The following is a 19,633-nucleotide window of genomic DNA, read 5'->3' as shown; positions in this document are numbered from 1 at the left end:
GGCCCGGTTTTTTCTTGCTGGTATGGCTGATCTGTTGATCAGGCCTTGCCAGAAATGATCAGGTATTTCTGCATCAGTTCTTCTTTGGACTCTTTGACGTCCGGATTGAACGGGATGCAGTCGACCGGACAGACCTGCTGGCATTGCGGCTCATCGTAATGGCCAACGCACTCGGTACACAGGTTCGGGTCGATTTCGTAAATTTCAGCGCCTTGCGAAATGGCGCTATTGGGGCATTCGGGTTCGCAGACATCACAATTGATGCACTCATCAGTGATCATCAGCGCCATGGCAATATTCCTTCAAAAACAGGTACGTTTGAAACGGCGGCGATTGTCCCACGTTCCTTACAGTGCGACAACCGCATTACAGTTGGACGGCAGGGCGCGTCTATGGTTTTGTCATTATTGACACCCGAAAGGCCCGCAAATGTCGTAACTGATGCCATCCGACAACATGGATTGTGTTGCGTCCATGTTGCCGATTTGTGATAGCCCGCTGATCAGGCTCCTGACGTCCGGTTTGTGAGTCGCTCAGATCAAAGCGCCATCCCGAGAGTTTTGCTTCTTATCTACACAACGTTTGCTCACAGGGCACGCCGTCATGGTCGCCGTCCATTTTCGGATCAGGGCAATGGTTCAGGTAAAACCGCGCTTCCTCGCATGAACGCATTTCGTGGCAGTAGTGTTTGTTTTCGCACTGAAATGCCACCGGTGTCGTGTTGGCGGCCAGCAATTCAGGGCTGCTTACCGTAGCTGGGGTGCTGGTGACGACGGGGGTATTTTCAGCTTTGCTTTGCTGTATGTGTTGCCAACCGCGCACACCAATCAATACCAGCATCGCCAGAAACAGCAGTTTCTTCATGGATTGTTTCCATTTTCTTTTGATAGATATGTCTTCGGTCTAAACGACACGCCGCAACAATCCACAATGCACCGCCCCGGCCTTGAGTTCCCGCGTGACTTCCCAGCCCGCCAGATCGGGCCATGCTGCGCACTCGGCGTAGATCACGGCCTCGGCCGGGAGCGCGTCGGCCAGCAGGGCCAGCACTTTGGACAGCAGGTCAGAGGCATAGGGCGGGTCCAGGAACACCACGTCGAAGTCCAGCTTCTTGCCAGCCAGCCAGGTCAGCGCGTCAGACCAGACGATGTCGACATTGCTCATGCCCAGCGTCTTGCGGTTATCCATCAGTGCGGTGTAGACCGGTCTGGATTTCTCGACCATCACCACTTGTCGGGCATGGCGTGAGGCGGCCTCGAAACCCAGTGCGCCGCTGCCGGCGAACAGATCAAGGCAACGCTGCCCGGTGAGGTCTTGCCCCAGCCAGTTGAACAGCGTTTCACGCACGCGATCCGGCGTGGGCCGCAGGCCGTCGCCGTCGGGAAAATGCACCAGCCGGCGCTTGTACTCGCCGCCGATAATGCGAACCTGGTTTTTATGCTGTCCTGCCATGCCTCACCCGCGCTAAAATCGCGCCAAATCAGATATTTTCCGCCATTGGCGACGTGACGCAAACCCTATGTTCGATTTTTTCCGCAAGAAACCCAAAACTGAAACCGCAGCGCCCGAAACCGCGCCGGTCACCGAAGACACTTCGGCGCCGGTCGAGCCCGCGCCGCCAGCCGCGCCCGTGGCCGCAGAACCGGCCCCGGCGCCCGTGCCTTTGCAAGAGGTAGCCCAGCCGCAGGAAAAACCCAAGCTGTCCTGGACTGATCGGTTGAAGGCCGGTCTGGCCAAAACGCGTGACTCGCTGGGCAAGAACCTGGCGGGCCTGTTTGGCGGTGGCCAGATCGACGAAGCGTTGTACGAAGAACTGGAAACCGTGCTGCTGACCGCCGATATGGGCGTGGAAGCGACCAGCACGCTGCTCAAGAACGTGCGCGATCGCGTGTCATTGCGCGGCCTTAAAGATGCATCCGAACTCAAGCTGGCGCTGAAAGAAGCGCTGCTGGAACTGATCCAGCCGCTGGAGCAGCCGCTGGTCATTACCCCGCAAAAGCCCTTCATCCTGATGGTGGCAGGCGTTAATGGCGCGGGCAAGACCACCAGCATTGGCAAGCTGGCCAAGTATTTCCAGGGCCAGGGTCACAATGTGCTGCTGGCTGCGGGCGATACATTCCGCGCTGCCGCGCGTGAGCAACTGGTGGTCTGGGGCCAGCGCAACGGCGTGCAGGTGATTGCGCAGGAATCGGGCGATGCTGCCGCCGTGGCCTTTGATGCGGTCAACGCGGCCAAAGCGCGCGGCTGTGATGTGATCATTGTCGATACCGCTGGCCGGTTGCCGACGCAGTTGCATCTGATGGAAGAAATCCGCAAGGTCAAACGCGTGGTACAAAAGGCCGATCCAACAGGCCCGCATGAAGTCATGCTGGTGATCGACGCCAATACCGGCCAGAACGCGGTCAGCCAGGTCAAGGCGTTTGATGACGCGCTGGGTCTGACTGGTCTGGTGCTGACCAAGCTTGATGGCACGGCCAAGGGCGGCGTGATTGCGGCGATCGCCAAGCAGCGCGCGGTGCCGGTGCGCTTTATCGGTGTGGGTGAAACCATCGACGATCTGCGCCCGTTTGTGGCAAAAGACTATATTGACGCTTTGTTTGACTAAGGCGAGGGCGCCGGCCGGTCGTCTGGTCATATATGCGTACTTTTTCAACCTATCAAGCATGGTTACCCTGACAACGGACAACGAATGATCCAGTTCCAGCAAGTCACCAAGCGTTATCCAGGCGGCTTTGATGCCGTCAAACAACTCAGTTTTGATATCGAAGACGGGGAACTGGTCTTTCTGGCCGGGCACTCCGGGGCGGGCAAATCCACGCTGCTCAAACTCATTGCCGGCATCGAGCGCCCCACTGCGGGCGCGGTGCTGGTCAATGGCCAGAACCTGGCGCGCATGCGCCGCGCCTCCATGCCGTATACGCGCCGGCATATCGGTCTGATCTTCCAGGACCACAAAATCCTCTACGACCGCAGCGTGTACGACAACGTGCGCCTGCCGCTGGACATCATCGGGTTTGATCACCGCGAAGCGCGCCGCCGGGTGCAGGCCGCGCTGGACAAAGTGGGCCTTGCCGGCAAGGAAACGCTCAATCCGGTCAGCCTTTCGGGCGGCGAGCAGCAACGCCTCTGTATTGCCCGCGCCGTGGTGCACCGGCCATCCATCCTGCTGGCCGATGAACCCACTGCCAACCTGGACCGCGACTACGCCAACGACATCCTGGAATTGTTCAAGTCGTTCCACCAGGTTGGCGTCACGCTGGTTATTTCCGCTCACGACGAAACCCTGATGGCCGACTATGGCCGTCGTATCCTGCGCCTGAAAAACGGCCAGTTCTCGGCATAAGGTAAGCCATGAAACACTGGATCCGTCTGAACTGGATTGCCTTTACCCGTACGCTTGGCAGCATGCTGCGCGCGCCATTGTCCAGCCTGCTCAACTTGCTGGTCATTGCCATTACCGCAGCGTTCCCGCTGGGCTTTTACCTGCTGATCGCCAGCGCGCAGGGCGTGATCGGCCAATTGCCGGTTGAGCCACAGTTGTCGGTATACCTGCGTACCAGCGCCGGTGCCGATGCCATCAACCAGCTCAAGCAGCATCTGGCGGGCGACAAGCGCCTGACCAGGGTGCAGTTCGTGAGCAAGGACGATGCGCTCAAGCAAATGCAGTCCAGCGTGGGCGGCGGTGATCTGCTGGCCGGCCTGACCGATAACCCGCTGCCTGATACTTTCATCCTGACCGCCAGTACCGATGCGTCGGCGGATTCTCTCGAAGCCTTGCAAAAAGAGCTGATAGCGTCCAGCGGGGTAGAACAGGTACAACTGGATTCAGCATGGGCAAGGCGCCTGCAGCAGCTGATCATCGTGGGCAAGGCATTGCTGGAAATCGTGCTGGTGCTGCTGGCTGTCGCGCTGGTGCTGGTGACGGGCAATGCCATCCGCCTGCAGATCCTGACCCGCAAGGATGAGATCGAAGTGGCCAAGCTGATTGGCGCCACCGATGCCTTTATCCGTCGCCCCTTTGTGTATTTTGCGGCGGTGCAGGGCGTATTGGGTGGCCTGCTGGCCTGCGGGATCGTCTGGATGGCGCGCACCTGGCTCAATCCGGCGGTAGAGGCGCTGGCCCACAGCTATGGGCAACAATTCAGTCTGGCGCTGGCCGACTGGCGCGTGGTGCTGGTGACCCTGGCGGTGACCACGCTGCTGTGCCTTCTGGGGGCATCGCTGGCGGTCGGGCGTCATTTGCGCCAGTTCCGCTAGGTTTTCCGCCGGTATTTTGTACCGTCTATCGGAAATAGACCGATTGGTCTATTCTATCGGAAGCATTGAAAATATTGCCGTGCAACAACATCGCGTCTGTGCTTGAATTCATAAGAACTTTTTGTTCGGTTAGCACTCTGAGGTATGGAGTGCTAATATCTAGCGTCGTCGTTTGAAACGACGCAGAGCAACACAGGAGAACATTCATGGTAGACAGCGTTGCATTGCCGGTGATCACGGGTGGCGACAGCATTGAGAGCTATATCCAGCGAGTCAATGCCATGCCCATGCTCACGCACGAGCAAGAGATCGATCTGGCAAATCGCTACCGCCATGACAACGACTTGGAAGCCGCTGGCCAGCTGGTGATGTCCCATCTGCGCGTTGTGGTGTCCATTGCGCGTGGTTATGCCGGTTACGGTTTGCCGCAAGCAGACCTGATTCAGGAAGGCAATATCGGCCTCATGAAGGCCGTGAAGCGGTTCGAACCGACCCGCGGTGTGCGCCTGTTTTCGTTTGCCGTACACTGGATCAAGGCCGAGATTCACGAGTACATCCTGCGCAACTGGCGTCTGGTGCGTATTGCCACCACCAAGGCCCAGCGCAAGCTGTTCTTCAATCTGCGTTCCAAGAAAACCGGTTTCTCCGCACTGACCCAGGCGCAAGCCGAAGTCATTGCGCATGATCTGGGCGTCAAGCCGGAAGAGGTCTTCGAAATGGAGACCCGCATGACCGGTCAGGACGTTGCGCTGATGGCAGAAGAAGGCGATGACGACGGCTACGCGCCGATCGACTGGCTGGCCGACAGCGATAACGAGCCGGTGCGCCAGATGGAACGTCAGGCGTATGACCGTCTGCAGTCTGAAGGCCTGCAAGAAGCGCTGGGTACGCTGGACCCGCGCAGCCGCCGCATCATTGAAGCGCGCTGGCTGGGCGATGAAGGCAGCACCACGCTGCATGAACTGGCAGCTGAGTTCAGCGTATCGGCTGAGCGTATCCGCCAGATCGAGGCCAAGGCCCTGCAGAAGATGAAGGACGCACTGGAACCGGCACTAGCTTGATGCCAACGGTTCTGGCTGAAAAAAGGCACGCACAGCGTGCCTTTTTTGTTGCCTGGCGGTCAGGCCGCGCTGGCCAGCGCCGCATCAAAGCGCGCGAACTTGCGCTTGAACCAGTCCTCATCAAACCAGCCCGTAAACTGGACATGTTTGAGGTCATCAAACAGGCAGAACAGCCAGCGCCGCGCGGCAAAGCCGGGCGCGGCCGGGTGTTTTTCCAGATAGGTTTCCAGCAGGCGGAAGTCGGGCCGGGCATCGTTCAGGTGAAAGAGATCAAACTCGCGATGCGCAAAACGCGCGTGGTTGGGGTCGATCACGGCGGTGAGCGTCTGCGTGACCGGGTCGGCCAGAAAGTTGCTGGCGTGGCAGTCATCGTGAATCAACGATGACGCGCTGCCAGCCAGCGGCGCGACCAGCGCATCTGCGGCGCGCCACACGCGCTCAAAGCCCTGGCGCATGCTGAGGCTGGTGCGGGCTTCACCCGCCGCACTGAACAGCCAGGCCAGCCTGTCTGCTGCAAACTGTTGCCAGCTTGCGGCAAAGTCTGCCCGCCATGTGCCGTCGATATCCTGAAAGCCATGGGGTGAACTGATACCGTGCCAGTGCAGCAGGATGTCCGTGACCTGATCGGCAAACCGGGTGATGGCGGTGGGCGACTGAATGGCCGCGCAGGCATCCACGCCTTCGACCCGTTCCAGAATCAGCACCTCGCGTCCCGCCGCATCCAGGCCTTGCCCAAGCACCTGTGGCAACACTGCGCCGCCCGCTGCGCGCAGGGTATCCAGCGCCAATGTTTCACGTGAAGCATTATCTGGCTGGCGGAAGCATTTCAACACCACGCGCTGGTGATTGTGGCCGGTGAGTAGCCAGACTTCGGCATAGAAACCGTCGATTTTCTCTGCGCTGGCAGGTGGGCCGCCCAGAAATTGCAATGCTAGCGGCAACAGGGATTCGGGCAGGGTCATGAGGCCTCCGGATGCGGAGCCATCAGTGTAGGCACGGCGTTCTGCCGTGTACGGCCGGTGCTGGCGCGTCGGGCGGTTAAAAGACACGCCAGGCAAAAAACAACCCGGCACAGGGCCGGGTTGCGGGAGCGGAGGGTTGGCGGATCAACGCAGGCGGTCAATGACGCCGTTGAGCGCGGTCAGCATGGACGCGCCCAGTTGCAGCGAGCGCTCGCCATTCCAGCCCACATCCGGCTCCGGATGGTTGGCGGTGTCCTTGAATGGCATTTCCAGCGTGAACGCCAGGCAACCAAAACGATCGCCCACCCAGTTGGTGGCCAGCGTCAGGGTTTCCGGGCCGAACTGGCTGGGGCCGTAGCCGTACTCGGTCTGAAAATCAGGCGAGACCGCTACCCACAGTTGTTTGAAGGCGTCTTCCAGCGTGCGCTGGTGGTCGGAGAACGACGGATTGTCATCGCAACCGGCCACAAAGTTGTGCGGAATGCTCTCGTCGCCATGCAGATCAAAGAACGCATCGACACCGGTTTCTTCCATGGCCTGGCGCACCAGGAACACCTCGGGGCTGGTGGCCATGCTGGGGGTTTGCCAGGCGCGGTTCAGGTTGGTGCCGGCGGCGTTGGTGCGCAGGTTGCCGCGCACGGCGCCATCCGGGTTCATATTGGGCACGATGTAGAACACGGCCTTTTGCAGCAGCGCGCGGCCCACCGGGTGTTGCGGGTCCAGCAGGCTGCCGATCACGCCTTCCGCGCACCATTCGGCCATGGTTTCGCCCGGGTGCTGGCGTGCAATGATCCACACTTTGCGCTTGCCGGCTTCCGGTGTGCCAATACGCAGCAAGTCCAGCGGGCGGCCATCGACAGTCTGGCCCAGTTCGCGGACCACGCAATCGGGCGAGTACTGGGCATGGCCCAGCATCTGCAGGTGGCGCTCCCAGGAGTACGGCTCGAAATAGGCGTAATAGACCACGTCGCGTTGCGGTTGATGACGGATGGTCAGCACGCCGTTTTCGTATTCGGTCGCCACGCAGAACCATTCCACGCCATCATAAGATGCGCGCGCGCTATAGCCGTCCCAGCCGCCCGGATAGGCAGACTGGCCCGCGTTTTCGATATGCATCACGCATTCACGAAACGCCGTGCCGGCCAGCCGGAAGTGAAACCATTGCTTGAATTCAGAGGCGTTGTCCGGACGCAGGTTAAGGCGGATGTTGGCATGATCGTTGAGGTCGATCACCTCGATTGCGCCGGAGTCAAAAGCGGTAGAAAGGGTCAGCATTGCGGGCACCAAAGGGTCTATGGGGGCAGTGTGGGCTGCGTGAGTCCGGGTGGGATTCACGCCTTAACCGGCCAACAGCTTGCCAGGGTTCATCAGGTTAGCGGGGTCCAGCGCGGCCTTGATCTGGTGCATCAACGCCATTTCCACATCGCTGCGGTAATGCGGCAACAGATTGCGCTTGAGCTGGCCGATGCCATGTTCGGCCGAAATTGTACCGCTGTGGCGCTGCACAATCTCGTAAACGATGTCATTGATGCGCGCCTCATGGGCGTAGACGCCCTGGCTTACGTCCGACAAAAACACGTTGTAGTGCAGGTTGCCATCACCCAGATGGCCGAAGGCGATGATGTCGGCCTCGCCAAACCCGGCCCGCAGCGCCGCTTCGGCTTCTTTAAGGAACAGCGGGAAAGCCGACGTCGGCACGCCGATATCCTGCTTGATGCTTACCCCCTTGCGCTTTTGCGCTTCGGGAATGGCTTCGCGCAGGGCCCAGAAATCGGCGGCGTCTGAACGGCTCTGGGCGATCAGTGCCTCGTCGGCAGCCCCCAGTGCAACCAGCGCCTCTGCAAATTTATCCAGCAAGTGGTCATCGCTGCCGCCGTCCGAGACCTCGGCCAGTACGGTCCATTGCGGGAGCTCGGCAAACGGCTTGGGCAGATCAGGGCAGTACTGGGCCAGCAGTTCCCAACAGCGGCGGGAGACCAACTCAAACGACGTCACGCGATCGCCCAGCTCATGCTGCAGCCCGCGCAAGAGATCCACGGCGCCTTGCGGATCGGCCACCGGGATCAGCGCGGTCGATTGCGCGGTGGGCAGCGGAAACAGCTTGAAAGTGGCGCGGGTAATGATCCCCAGCGTGCCTTCCGAGGCAATGAACAGCTGCTTGAGGTCGTACCCGGTGTTGTCCTTGCGCAGGCCTCTGAGGCCATTCCAGATGCGGCCATCGGCCAGCACCACCTCAAGCCCCAGCGTCAGTTCCCGCATATTGCCGTAGCGCAGCACATTGAGGCCGCCGGCGTTGGTCCCCAGCGCCCCGCCAACGCGGGCGGAGCCTTTGGCGCCCCAGTCGGCCGGGAACAAACGTCTGGCATTGAGCGCCGCGTTTTGCAGATCGGCAATGATCGCACCGGCCTCGGCCGTGATGGTGTTGTTGCCTTCATCCACGCCCAGCACGCGGTTCATGCGTTCCATGCTGATCACCACGCTGTGGCCGCTTTCATCCGGCGTGGCCGCACCGCACAGGCTGGTGTTGCCACCCTGCGGCACCATGGCGACCTGGTGGCGGGCACAGGCTTTGACCACGGCGGCAGTTTCTTCGGTGCTGCGCGGGCGGATCACCGCCAGATTGCGGCCGTGATAACGGCGGCGGCCGTCGATCATGTAGCCTTCGGTGGCCTCGCCAGTCAGGATGCCGGCGGGATCAAGCAGCGTGGCCAGTTCGGCCAGCAAGGGGTGTGCGTCAGACATGCGGGTACCTCGGGGTAAAACGGTGACGCCAGTCAGCCCATCAGGAGTCTGACTGCGCTTGTTGCGAGCCCTGGCGGGCAAAGTGGCGCAACTGATCCAGCTGGCGCGAGAACGCCCGGCACTTGTCGCACAAGGCCAGGTGGTAACGCAGTTTCAGACGCTCACCAAAGGTCAGTGGCAGGTCTTGAGACTTGGACAGCAAGCGGCTGGCTTGCCGGCAGGCGCCAAACATAGGGATATCCTTTCAGAGCGGCGCGTTCACGCGCCTGCTTCTTCATCAAACCAGTTCTTTTGCAGGCACAGGCGCAAGGCCATGCGTGCCCGGTACAAGAGTACAGAACAATTAGTCGCGGTGATATCCAGTTGCTGACAGATCACCTCGATCTCAAGCCCGGTTATTTCACGCAGACAGAACACCAGGGCTGTGCGGGCGGGCATGGCTTTGCGACAGGCGTCAAAAGTCAGCCAGAACTGTTTGTCCTGCAGACTGGCGTCCGGATGCGCCCAGTGGCGCGGGGCCTCGCTGCCCCAGTGTCCGGTTTTGTCGAACAGGGTATCGAAGTCGGAGAGGTCGTTTTCCTCGTCCAGCTCCGGGTGAATGAGCAGCGGATCACGATAACGGCGGCGCTGGGCGTCGATCACCTTGAACTTGAGGATGCCGGTAACCCAGGTGCGCAGGGTGGATTGCCCGCTGAAAGCGTCGGGTTTCTCCAGTGCCGCCAGCAAGGTTTCCTGGACGACGTCCTCGGCCGTGGTGTCATCGCCCAGCTGGTAGCGCGCATAGCGCAGCAGGTCCGGGCGCAGGGCATGAAGGGCGTCGGCGATCGACATGGCCTGTCAGTCCAGCCAGAAATCCTGGCGGCGTGTGTGATGCTCGATCACGCGCTGGAAGTGGGTCGGGTCTTTGGCGAACGTCATTTCGCCGCTGGCCGGTTTGTGGAAATCAAGCAGGCGGGAGGTCCAGAAGCGCAGCGCGGCGCCACGCAACATGGTCGGCCAGGCGGCTTTCTCGGCGGCGTCCAGCGGGCGTACATCGGTGTAGCCCTTGAGGAAGGCGCGGGCGCGGGCGTCGTCGATGTTGCCATCGGCGGTCGAGCACCAGTCGTTCAGCGCAATGGCGACGTCATACAACCAGGCGTCGTTGCACGCATAGTAAAAGTCGATAAACCCGCCCACACGATCGCCATCCATCAGCACGTTGTCGCGGAACAGGTCGGCATGCACCATGCCTGACGGCAGGGCGCGGTAATCGGTGGATTGCTGCAGGGTGACTTCGGCCTGCAGCAATTGGGCATCAGCCGGGGCCATGAACGGCGCGACTGTGGCGGCGGTATCGGCCCACCACTGCACGCCGCGCGGGTTTTTCATGTAGCCGCCATAGCTGCGGGAGGCCAGATGCATTTGCGCCAGCATCTCGCCCACTTCGGCGCACTGGGTGGTGTTGGGGTGTTCTGCCACCTTGCCCGGCAGGCAGGTGACCAGCAGCGTCGGTTTGCCATTGAGCGTATCGACGTACTGGTCATCCAGATTGGCAATCGGCGCGGCCGAGGCAATGCCATGGTGCGCCAGATGGGCCAGCAGGTTCACGTAGTACGGCAGTTCTTCGGCCTGCAAGGTCTCGAACAAGGTCAGCACGTAGCGACCATGCGTCGTGGTCACGAAGAAATTGGTGTTGGTGACGCCCGCGGCGATGCCTTTGAGCTCGACCAGCTGGCCAATGCAATAGCGCTTCAGAAAGGGCGCCAGATCATCCGGCGTAACGGTAGTGAAAACAGACATGGTTCGTTTATCAACGAGTACGCCGGGGTCGGCCAACGCCGGGCATTGTTTCAAAGGCGCGTTCAGAATTCAAGCAAGACCCAGCGCGGTGGCGCCAGATTGTCTCCACCAATGTCAGACATCTCGTTGAAACGGCCGTTGCCTTCCTTGTCGACGAGGTAATACGGTTTGCCGACCTTGGGCACCACCCGCATCATGTACAGCTTGCCTTTCATGCGGTATTCGGTGACGGTGGCGTCCTGTTTTTGCACCACGGTGACTTCCGGCTCCGGCGCGGCCGGGCTGTCTGCGGCGGGCATGGGCGGGGGCGGCGGGGCATCGGGTTCTTTCTTGCTGGTATCGGTGGCGGCTTGCGCCACGCCAGCCAGCAACACGAGGCAGGCGATCAGGGATGTTGTACGCATGAGCAGGTCTCCTTTATAGCTTTTGCTTGTATGTTTCTTGATTGGACGGCTGCCTGGCACGGCAGGTTCATCCTGGTTACAAACTGAACTGCATTTCGCGTTCAGCCGGCGACATTTCAAAGCCGCGTGTTTCATAGTATTTGAAGATGGCGTCGACGATCTCTTTGGGATCATCAATCAGTTGCACCAGATCCATGTCTGCCGGGCCGATCATTTTTTCGGTCACCAGCACATTGCGGAACCAGTCCACCATGCCGCCCCAGAACGCGCTCCCGACCAGAATGATGGGAATGCGGCGCGACTTGCCAGTCTGAATGAGCGTGAGCGCTTCGGTGAGTTCGTCCAGCGTGCCAAAGCCACCGGGCATCACCACGTAGGCCGTGGCGTGTTTGACAAACATGACCTTGCGCGCAAAAAAATGGCGGAAACTCTGGCTGACATCCTGATAAGGGTTGCCGCTTTGTTCATGCGGCAACTGGATATTGAGCCCCACCGACGGGCTTTTGCCGAAGAACGCGCCTTTGTTGGCGGCCTCCATGATGCCGGGGCCGCCGCCAGAGATCACCGAAAAACCCGCATCAGACAACAGTCTGGCAACCTGTTCGGTGAGCTTATAATACGGATGCTCCTGGGGCGTGCGCGCCGAGCCAAAGATAGAAACCGCGGGCTGAATCGGTTGCAGCCGCTCTGCGGCTTCGACAAACTCTGCCATGATCTCGAACACGCGCCAGGATTCGCGCGCGCGCCAGGCGTGAATGTCCGCCTGCGCGGCGGTATCAACCAGTGTGGGCACTTTGTCTTTGAGGCTCATGGTGGTATCCCCGTTGATTTTATTGATGTGCGCCTGTGCCGCGCGCCGCCGCATTTTTCCAGTATAGAGGGTTTCCCCTGATGCCTAAGCTTTTGCTCATTGATGGTTCGTCTTACCTGTACCGCGCGTTTCACGCCATCCGTGAATTGTCCGCGCCGGATGGCACGCCCACCAATGCGCTCTATGGCTTTGTGAACATGCTGCGCAAGCTGCGGCAGACCACCCCGGCCGATTACATCGCCTGTGTGTTTGATGCCAAAGGCAAGACATTCCGCGACGATATCTACACCGAATACAAAGCCAACCGCCCGCCCATGCCAGACGAATTGCGCGTGCAGATCGAACCGATCCACGCCGCCGTCCGCGCGTTTGGCGTGCCCATTTTGTGTGTGGAAGGCGTTGAGGCCGATGACGTGATCGGCACCCTGGCCACCATGGCGTGCGAGCACGGTATCGAGACCATCATGTCCACCGGTGACAAGGACATGGCACAACTGGTGAACGAGTGCGTGCGGATTGAAAACTCGATGACCGAAGAAGTGCTGGATATCGAAGGCGTGTTTGCCAAGTTCAATGTGCGGCCGGACCAGATCGTCGATTACCTCTCGCTGATTGGCGACACGGTGGATAACGTGCCCGGCGTACCCAAAGTCGGCCCCAAAACCGCCGCCAAGTGGCTGGCCGAATACGACAGCCTGGATAACATTGTTGCCAATGCCGACAAGATTGGCGGCGTGGTGGGCGAGAACCTGCGTAACTCGCTGGGCTGGCTGCCGACAGCCAAGGCACTGGTCACCATCAAATGCGATGTGGACCTCAGCAAAGAATTGCCGGGCGCCCTGCCTGATCTGAGCCCGCGCGCCTCCAACTGGGTAGAACTGGAAGCGCTGTTCCGCCGGTATAACTTCCGCACCTGGTTGCGTGAGGCGGAAGAAAAACTGGCTTCCGGCGTTGTGGGTGAAGTCGACCCGGCCACCGTGGCGGACAAACCGGCCGGCAAGCTGGAGCGCCATTACGAAGCCATCCAGACCCCTCAGCAATTGCAAGCCTGGCTGGCGAAACTGAATGCGGCCGAAGTGACTGCCGTCGACACCGAAACCACCAGCCTTGACCCGATGCAGGCACGCATTGTCGGCATGTCGTTCTCGGTCAAAGGGGGCGAAGCGGCCTACCTGCCGCTGGCGCATCGCGGCCCGGATACACCGGTGCAACTGGCGTTTGATGAAACGCTGGCGACGCTCAAACCCTGGCTTGAATCAGACAGCCACAAAAAGCTGGGCCAGAACCTCAAGTACGACCAGCACGTCTTTGCCAATCATGGCATTACCTTGCGCGGGATCAGCGATGACACGCTGCTGATGTCTTACGTGCTGGCCAGCCACGAACGCCACAACATGGACGACCAGGCCGAGCGCGAACTGGGCGAAACCACCATCAAATACGAAGATGTCTGCGGCAAGGGCGCCAAGCAGATCGGCTTTGACGAGGTAGGCGTGGAAGCCGCGACCGCCTATGCCGCCGAGGACGCTGACATTACCCTGCGCCTGGCACACGCCTTGCACGAACGGCTGGCGCAAGTGCCATCGCTGGACAAGCTCTACAAGACCATCGAACTGCCGGTACGGGAAGTCTTGTTCAAGATGGAACGCAACGGCATCTTGCTGGACGGCCCCAAGCTCAACAAGCAAAGCCACGAGATCGGCCTGCGATTGCTGGAACTGGAACAGGAAGCCTACAAGCTGGCCGGCCAGCCCTTCAATCTGGGCAGTCCCAAGCAGATTGGCGAAATTTTCTTCGAGCAACTCAAGTTGCCGGTCATCAAGAAAACCCCCAAGGGCGCGCCCTCGACCGATGAAGACGTGCTGCAAGAACTGGCCAAGGATTTCCCGCTGCCCAAGGTGCTGCTGGAACATCGCAGCCTGTCCAAGCTCAAGTCGACCTATACCGACAAGCTGCCGCTGATGGTGAACCCGTATACCGGCCGCGTGCACACCAGCTTTAACCAGACCGTAGCGGTGACCGGGCGGTTGAGTTCAACCGACCCCAATCTGCAGAATATTCCGGTGCGCACAGCAGAAGGCCGCCGCATCCGCGAGGCCTTTGTCGCGCCACCGGGCCACAAGATTGTGTCGGCTGATTATTCGCAGATTGAATTGCGGATCATGGCGCATTTGTCCAGCGACGCCGCCCTGCTCAAAGCCTTTGCCGAAGGCGAGGACATTCACCGTGCCACGGCGGCCGAAGTTTTCGGCGTCACCCCGCTGGAAGTGACAAGCGAACAGCGCCGCTACGCCAAGACCATCAACTTTGGCCTGATTTACGGCATGAGTGCCTTTGGCCTGGCGCAATCGCTGGAAATTGAACGCAGCGCGGCGCAGAACTATATCGACCGCTATTTTGGCCGTTTCCCGGGCGTGGCGGCCTATATGGAACGCACCCGGGCCGAAGCGCGCCGTGTGGGCTTTGTGGAAACCGTCTTTGGCCGCCGCCTGTGGCTGCCCGAGATCAAAGCCGCTAACCCGATGCGCCGCGCCGGGGCTGAACGCGCCGCCATCAACGCGCCCATGCAAGGCACTGCGGCCGACCTGATCAAACTGGCCATGCTGGCCGTGCAAGACTGGATTGAGCGCGACAAGCTGGCCAGCAAACTGGTGCTGCAGGTCCACGATGAACTGCTGCTGGAAGTCCCGGACGCAGAACTCGACGTGGTCCGCACCCAGTTGCCACGGATCATGGCCGAAGTCGCGCGCCTGAAGGTGCCGCTGGTGGCTGATACCGGTGTGGGGATGAGCTGGGAAGAGGCGCATTGAGGCGGTAGTAAGAACGCTTTGGTCATGGCTGCGCCGGAATTAGGGCTTTTCTGATGGTTTGAGCCACCCTGCAAAAATATGCTGTTGTCTTTTGCAGATGGCATGCCCCGCCTTCTGCGGGAGCAATAGCATGTCCTCAACTGATTCCGGCCGTCTTGCGCGGCCCTTGTTACCCCTGATCGCCCTCTTGCTGGCGTTCTGGGCCCATCCGGTACTGGCCGAGTGTGACAACGCCGCCGCGCAGGAAGATTGCGCCCCTGCGGCCACGACCCCCATCCCGCTGGTGCTGGACGGCAGACTGTCAGACCCGGTCGCCTTGCCGCCGCCGGTGTCCTCTCCGGTGCTGGATGCCACGCTGGACACCCTGCGCAAAGAGCAGGCCGCAATTGAAATGCGCATGCGCCTGCTGGAGCATCAAGGCCCGGTGCGCGCCGCACCGCGTGCCAGCCCGCAAATCGTCAGGGCAGACCAGCCAGCCCAGCCTTTGTTGCAAACGGCGCTGGCATACGTGGCCGCGCATGCGCAGATCCTGATTGCGGCGCTGGCGTCGGTACTGGCGGTGGGTGCCCTCTTGTTGATGATGCGGCGCAGCCAGGCCCGCAAGGTGATCCGCGAACGGGACGAGGCGCTGGCCTTGCGGCCGGTGCCGCCGGCCTGGTCGGGCGATATGGAGTTCGACCTCAAGCCCTTTGTGTTTGCAGACCGGCGTTAAAGTGCAGGGGTTCGCGATTGCCGCAGTGGTGATCGCGCCATCCCGCGCTAGAATGGCGGTTTGATCCAGAACGCAGAACCGCTCATGACTACTGCCGCGCCGCATCGCCTCGTCATCGCCACTCGCGAAAGCCCGCTTGCCTTGTGGCAGGCCAATCATGTTCGTGACCGTTTGCTGGCGCTGTATCCGGGTCTGACCGTAGAGCTGCTGGGCATGACGACCAAGGGCGACCAGATTCTGGATCGCACGCTCAACAAGATCGGCGGCAAGGGCCTGTTTGTGAAAGAACTGGAAACCGCGCTGGCCGAAGGCCGGGCGGACCTGGCCGTGCATTCCATGAAAGACGTGCCGATGGTGCTGCCTGAAGGCTTTGCCATCGGCGCGATCAGCGAGCGCGAAGACCCGTTCGATGCCTTTGTCTCCAACCAGTACGCCAGCCTGGCAGACCTGCCGCAAGGCGCCGTGGTGGGGACATCCAGCCTGCGCCGCGAAAGCCAGTTGCGCGCGCGCTTTCCGCATCTGACCATCAAGCCCTTGCGCGGCAATCTGGGCACGCGCTTGTCCAAACTGGATGCCGGCGAGTTTGATGCCATCATCCTTGCTGCCGCCGGCCTGAAGCGTCTTGGCTTTACTGATCGCATCCGTGAAACACTGAGCGCCCAGGATAGCTTGCCGGCACCGGGCCAGGGCGCGCTGGGGATTGAAATCCTGGCTTCGCGTGAAGACCTTAAAACCCTGCTGGCGCCGTTGAATGACGCCGCAACCGCCGCTTGCGTGACGGCCGAGCGCGCGTTGTCGCGCCGTCTGGGTGGTTCTTGCCAGGTGCCGCTGGGTGCGTTTGCGCAAGACGATGAAGGTTTCCTGCGCCTGCGCGGCTTTGTCGCCAATCCGGACGGTTCTGATATGGTCTACGCCGAAGCCAACGGCTCACGCGCGGCGGCCAACGGGCTGGGTCTGCAAGTGGCGGATCTGTTGCTGACCGAAGGCGCGGCTGAGGTCCTCAAGCGCCTTGCGGAAAACGCGGCAGACTGAGCCTCGTCATGCTCAGCGGCCAGCGCGTGTGGGTGACCCGTCCGGCAGCACAGTCCGCAGGCCTGCTGACGCGCCTGCGGGAGGCCGGCGCGGTGCCGGTCGCCTTGCCGCTGCTGGAGATCGCCCCGGCGGCTGATCCGGCCGCGCTGGACGCTGCCCTGGCGGAACTGGCTCACACGGATCTGGCCATTTTTGTCAGCCCCTCGGCCATGGATGCGGTGATGGCACGCCTTGGCGCAGCCTGGCCGGCGCAGGTGCCGGTGGCCGTGGTCGGGCCGGGCAGCCAGCGCCGGGCAGAAGAACTGGGCATGACCGATATCATCAGTCCCGCCACCCGGTTTGATAGCGAAGGTTTGCTGGCCGAGCCACGCATGCAGGCGCTGGCAGGCCGCCGTGTGGTGCTGTTCCGGGGCGATGGCGGGCGTGAATTGTTGCCAGATGCGCTGCGTGAACGCGGCGCCCGTCTGCAGGTTGTGAGCGCTTATCGCCGCTTGCCGCCAGCGTTTGACAGCGCCCGGCTGGGCGCAGCGCTGGATGCCGGCTGCGATGGCGCGATCATTTCCAGCTCGGAAGCGGCGCATTACCTGTTTACTCAATTTGAAGCCAGCTACTGCAAGCGGCTACAATCGGTTTTATATTTCACGCCGCACCCGCGGATTGCTGCCGCACTGGCAGAACATGGCGCGACGCGTGTCGTCGCCACAGAAGCGGGTGATGCTGGCATCGTGACTTCGCTGTGCCGCCATTTCAACAGGACGCCATGACCCAGGACCAGAACTCTCTGTCGGCCGCGCTGACAACCCATCCCAAACCACCGCGCCGCTTTGGCTTGAATCAGCCGGGCGTATGGCTGGCCGTGGTCGCCATCGTCGCCGCTGGCGCTGTCTGGGTACACCAGCAGCGTGAAGTGGACCAGTTGCGCAACCGCCTGGCAGAGCAATCTGCCCAGGCGGCCAAACGTGAGCAGGATGCCAACGCCGCCAACGCGGCCGCCCAGCTGCAACTGCGTACGGTGCAACAGCAGATTGCGCTGGTCTCGGCCAAAGAGGCCGAGGCGCAAAGCCAGCAATCGTCGCTGGCCAGCATGTACGACACCCTTACCCGCAGCGACACGCAACGTTCGCTGGCCGAGATCGAGCAAAACCTGACCTACGCCAGCCAGCAATTGCAGCTGACCGGCAATGTCTCGGCCGCGCTCACGGTGCTGGATGCCGCAGATCGCAAGCTGCAAGAACTGAACAAGCCAGAGTTGATCTCGCTGCGGCAGGCGGTGGCCCATGACATGGACAAACTCAAGTCGCTGCCAGTGCTCGATACGGTGGGCATTACGTCGCGCCTCAACAGCCTGATCGACGAGCTTGACCAGTTGCCGCTGGCGGTAGATGTAAACCGCCTGCCGGCGTCGGCCAGTGCCCCGGCTGCGCAACGTTCCTGGGCCAGCAGCTTTGGCGCAGAACTGTGGGCTGACCTCAAGGGCCTGATCCAGATCCGCCGCATGGACAAACCCGACGCCGCATTGCTGACGCCGGACCAGGCCCTGTTCCTGCGCGAGAACATGAAGCTGCGCCTGCTGAACGCCCGCACCGAGTTGTACTCGCACGATGAAAAGGGCTTCAAGGCAGACCTCGCCGCCGTCACCCGCTATCTGGGCCTGTATTTTGACGGCAGCGCCAGACCGGTGCAGCTTACCCAGTCCGCGCTCAATGACCTGTCGCGCATCTCTTTCGCCCAGAATCTGCCTTCGCTCGATAGCAGCCTGGCGGCAGTCCGCTCCGCCCGTACCACGGCGGAAAGGGCCAAGCCGTGAGAATTCTGGTCTGGTTGATTGCCCTGTTTGCGCTGGCGGTCGGTGTCACCCTGTTTGCCCAGGTGAACACCGGTTACGCCTTGCTGTTTGTGCCGCCGTGGCGCGTGGAAATTTCGCTCAACGTCTTTATCCTGCTGGTGCTGATCACGGTGGCCGTGCTCTATGCCGTGACGCGCCTTGTGCGGGAGCTGGGCGGCTTGCCGACGCGGGTCAAGCGTTACCGTGAACGGCAGGCGCAAGATGCCTCGATGAAGCTGGAGCGTGAGTCGCGCATTGCCTTTCATGAAGGCCGCTACCAGCGCGCCGAGCGCCTTGCCAGCGAGGCTTATGCGGCCAGCCGCACGGCAGAAGCCATCGCCGTCAACGGTCTGCTGGCGGCGCGTTCTGCCCACGCCATGCGCGATTACGCCAAACGTGACCGATATTTCAGCGAGCTCAAGCAGAAACTGACGCCGCAGCATCTGGCGCTGGCCATGACCATGGCCGAGCTGTATCTGGATGAGCGCCGTTATGCTGATGCCGACATCGCCATTGCCGAGGCCCGTGCGGTTTCGCCCAAGCTGACCGCCGCCATGCGCCTTGAATTGCGTCTGCGCCAGCGTGAAGACAATCCGCAAGCCGTGTTGCGCCTGTGTGAGCAACTGGCCCGTACCGATGCGCTGGATGCCGCCCAGGCGGCCCGCATTCGCGCTCAGGCGCTGTTGTCTTTGCTGGCCAGCCACGCACTAGCCGGACGCGAGCTGAAGAACTGGTGGACCAAATTGTCGGCCGACGACAAAGCCTTGCCGCAAGTGACCGCGGCGGTGGTGGACCAGTTCAGCGAGCAGGGCGCGGCGCAAGATGCACGCGTCATCATTGAAGACACGCTGGCAAAGCAATGGTCCAGCGACCTGGTCGAACGCTACGGGCGGCTTGATCTGCCGGCTGAAGAACGGGTCGGCCAGTTGCAGCAGGCTGAAACCTGGCTGGTGGCCCATCCGGAAGACAGCCAGCTGCTGCTGACGCTGGGCCGCTTGTGCAGCGCGCGCAGTTTGTGGGGCAAGGCGCTCAACTATCTGGAAGCGTGCCTGGCGGTAGAGAAAACCGCCGTGGCGCACGCCGAACTGGCCGAGTTGCTGGAGCGGCTGGATCGCCATGACGACGCCGCAAAGCACTATCGCGCGGCGCTGGAGCTGGCGCTCTCGCGCTAGTTTGTTTGTGGCAGCTGCCAAATAAAAAACCGCCTTTCGAGGCGGTTTTTTATTTCCTGGGCAACA

21 protein-coding genes are annotated in these 19,633 nt (G+C 61.2%); 10 read left to right on the top strand and 11 right to left on the bottom strand.

The annotated features are described in order from the left end of the window. Positions 1-38: 38 nt before the first annotated feature. From IEX57_RS19805 to rsmD, 3 genes are all read right to left on the bottom strand, one after another. Entirely contained in the window at positions 39-290 is a 252-nt protein-coding gene (locus IEX57_RS19805) for a YfhL family 4Fe-4S dicluster ferredoxin (protein ID WP_188691394.1), read from the bottom strand. Positions 291-567: 277 nt separating this feature from the next. Continuing rightward, positions 568-864 (bottom strand): excalibur calcium-binding domain-containing protein, encoded by a 297-nt coding sequence (locus tag IEX57_RS19800; RefSeq protein WP_188706838.1) that lies wholly within the window; start codon positions 862-864, stop codon positions 568-570. 39 nt (positions 865-903) lie between these two features. Next, a complete protein-coding gene (gene rsmD / locus IEX57_RS19795) occupies positions 904-1,452 on the bottom strand; it encodes a 16S rRNA (guanine(966)-N(2))-methyltransferase RsmD (protein WP_188706836.1) in 549 nt (182 codons plus the stop codon). A 67-nt stretch (positions 1,453-1,519) separates the two neighbouring features. On the opposite strand from rsmD, the gene ftsY reads away from it, so the two are divergent. The 4 genes from ftsY to rpoH all read left to right on the top strand — a co-directional run bounded on the left by ftsY (position 1,520) and on the right by rpoH (position 5,318). Then, on the top strand, positions 1,520-2,605 hold the full coding sequence (gene ftsY, locus IEX57_RS19790) for a signal recognition particle-docking protein FtsY (protein WP_188706833.1): 1,086 nt from the start codon (positions 1,520-1,522) through the stop codon (positions 2,603-2,605). An 84-nt stretch (positions 2,606-2,689) separates the two neighbouring features. Further along, positions 2,690-3,343, top strand: coding sequence for a cell division ATP-binding protein FtsE (gene ftsE, locus IEX57_RS19785; protein WP_188706831.1), 654 nt, complete (start codon positions 2,690-2,692; stop codon positions 3,341-3,343). 8 nt (positions 3,344-3,351) lie between these two features. Further along, positions 3,352-4,257, top strand: a complete 906-nt coding sequence (gene ftsX / locus IEX57_RS19780; RefSeq protein WP_188706828.1) for a permease-like cell division protein FtsX — start codon at positions 3,352-3,354, stop codon at positions 4,255-4,257. 206 nt (positions 4,258-4,463) lie between these two features. Further along, entirely contained in the window at positions 4,464-5,318 is an 855-nt protein-coding gene (gene rpoH / locus IEX57_RS19775) for an RNA polymerase sigma factor RpoH (protein ID WP_188706826.1), read from the top strand. Positions 5,319-5,377: 59 nt separating this feature from the next. On the opposite strand, the gene IEX57_RS19770 is transcribed toward rpoH, so the two are convergent. The 8 genes from IEX57_RS19770 to IEX57_RS19735 form a co-directional block, all read right to left on the bottom strand. Then, entirely contained in the window at positions 5,378-6,280 is a 903-nt protein-coding gene (locus IEX57_RS19770; protein ID WP_188706824.1) for a phosphotransferase, read from the bottom strand. A 144-nt stretch (positions 6,281-6,424) separates the two neighbouring features. Further along, complete coding sequence (locus IEX57_RS19765) at positions 6,425-7,555, bottom strand: M14 family metallopeptidase (protein ID WP_188706822.1); 1,131 nt, start codon at positions 7,553-7,555, stop codon at positions 6,425-6,427. Between the two features lie 63 nt (positions 7,556-7,618). Further along, a complete protein-coding gene (locus tag IEX57_RS19760; protein WP_188706820.1) occupies positions 7,619-9,022 on the bottom strand; it encodes an FAD-binding oxidoreductase in 1,404 nt (467 codons plus the stop codon). A 40-nt stretch (positions 9,023-9,062) separates the two neighbouring features. Next, complete coding sequence (locus tag IEX57_RS19755; protein ID WP_188706818.1) at positions 9,063-9,254, bottom strand: zf-HC2 domain-containing protein; 192 nt, start codon at positions 9,252-9,254, stop codon at positions 9,063-9,065. A gap of 26 nt (positions 9,255-9,280) precedes the next feature. After that, a complete protein-coding gene (locus tag IEX57_RS19750; protein WP_188706817.1) occupies positions 9,281-9,853 on the bottom strand; it encodes a sigma-70 family RNA polymerase sigma factor in 573 nt (190 codons plus the stop codon). 6 nt (positions 9,854-9,859) lie between these two features. Further along, positions 9,860-10,801, bottom strand: a complete 942-nt coding sequence (locus IEX57_RS19745) for a homoserine kinase (RefSeq protein ID WP_188706815.1) — start codon at positions 10,799-10,801, stop codon at positions 9,860-9,862. 62 nt (positions 10,802-10,863) lie between these two features. Further along, positions 10,864-11,205 carry a DUF2782 domain-containing protein gene (locus IEX57_RS19740; RefSeq protein WP_188706812.1) on the bottom strand — a complete coding sequence of 114 codons (342 nt, stop codon included), beginning with the start codon at positions 11,203-11,205 and terminating at the stop codon, positions 10,864-10,866. Between the two features lie 76 nt (positions 11,206-11,281). Beyond that, complete coding sequence (locus IEX57_RS19735) at positions 11,282-12,016, bottom strand: LOG family protein (RefSeq protein ID WP_188706810.1); 735 nt, start codon at positions 12,014-12,016, stop codon at positions 11,282-11,284. Positions 12,017-12,096: 80 nt separating this feature from the next. Here IEX57_RS19735 and polA point away from each other — a divergent pair, with 80 nt between their 5' ends. The 6 genes from polA to IEX57_RS19705 all read left to right on the top strand — a co-directional run bounded on the left by polA (position 12,097) and on the right by IEX57_RS19705 (position 19,567). Next, the gene (gene polA, locus IEX57_RS19730; protein WP_188706808.1) at positions 12,097-14,826 is read left to right on the top strand and encodes a DNA polymerase I; all 2,730 of its coding nucleotides are present in this window, start codon (positions 12,097-12,099) and stop codon (positions 14,824-14,826) included. 130 nt (positions 14,827-14,956) lie between these two features. Further along, entirely contained in the window at positions 14,957-15,538 is a 582-nt protein-coding gene (locus tag IEX57_RS19725) for a hypothetical protein (RefSeq protein ID WP_188706806.1), read from the top strand. A gap of 84 nt (positions 15,539-15,622) precedes the next feature. Then, the gene (hemC, locus tag IEX57_RS19720) at positions 15,623-16,570 is read left to right on the top strand and encodes a hydroxymethylbilane synthase (protein ID WP_188706804.1); all 948 of its coding nucleotides are present in this window, start codon (positions 15,623-15,625) and stop codon (positions 16,568-16,570) included. 8 nt (positions 16,571-16,578) lie between these two features. Next, complete coding sequence (locus IEX57_RS19715; protein ID WP_188706802.1) at positions 16,579-17,334, top strand: uroporphyrinogen-III synthase; 756 nt, start codon at positions 16,579-16,581, stop codon at positions 17,332-17,334. Continuing rightward, positions 17,331-18,377, top strand: coding sequence for a uroporphyrinogen-III C-methyltransferase (locus IEX57_RS19710; RefSeq protein WP_188706800.1), 1,047 nt, complete (start codon positions 17,331-17,333; stop codon positions 18,375-18,377). Before IEX57_RS19715 ends, IEX57_RS19710 begins: the two co-directional genes overlap by 4 nt. Next, on the top strand, positions 18,374-19,567 hold the full coding sequence (locus IEX57_RS19705) for a heme biosynthesis HemY N-terminal domain-containing protein (protein WP_188706798.1): 1,194 nt from the start codon (positions 18,374-18,376) through the stop codon (positions 19,565-19,567). The genes IEX57_RS19710 and IEX57_RS19705 overlap by 4 nt, the downstream gene beginning before the upstream one ends. Positions 19,568-19,633: the final 66 nt, after the last annotated feature.

Origin of the sequence: Silvimonas iriomotensis (assembly GCF_014645535.1) — a bacterium.
Taxonomy (GTDB): Bacteria; Pseudomonadota; Gammaproteobacteria; order Burkholderiales; family Chitinibacteraceae; genus Silvimonas; species Silvimonas iriomotensis.
This window is presented reverse-complemented; position numbering and strand designations above follow the sequence as displayed.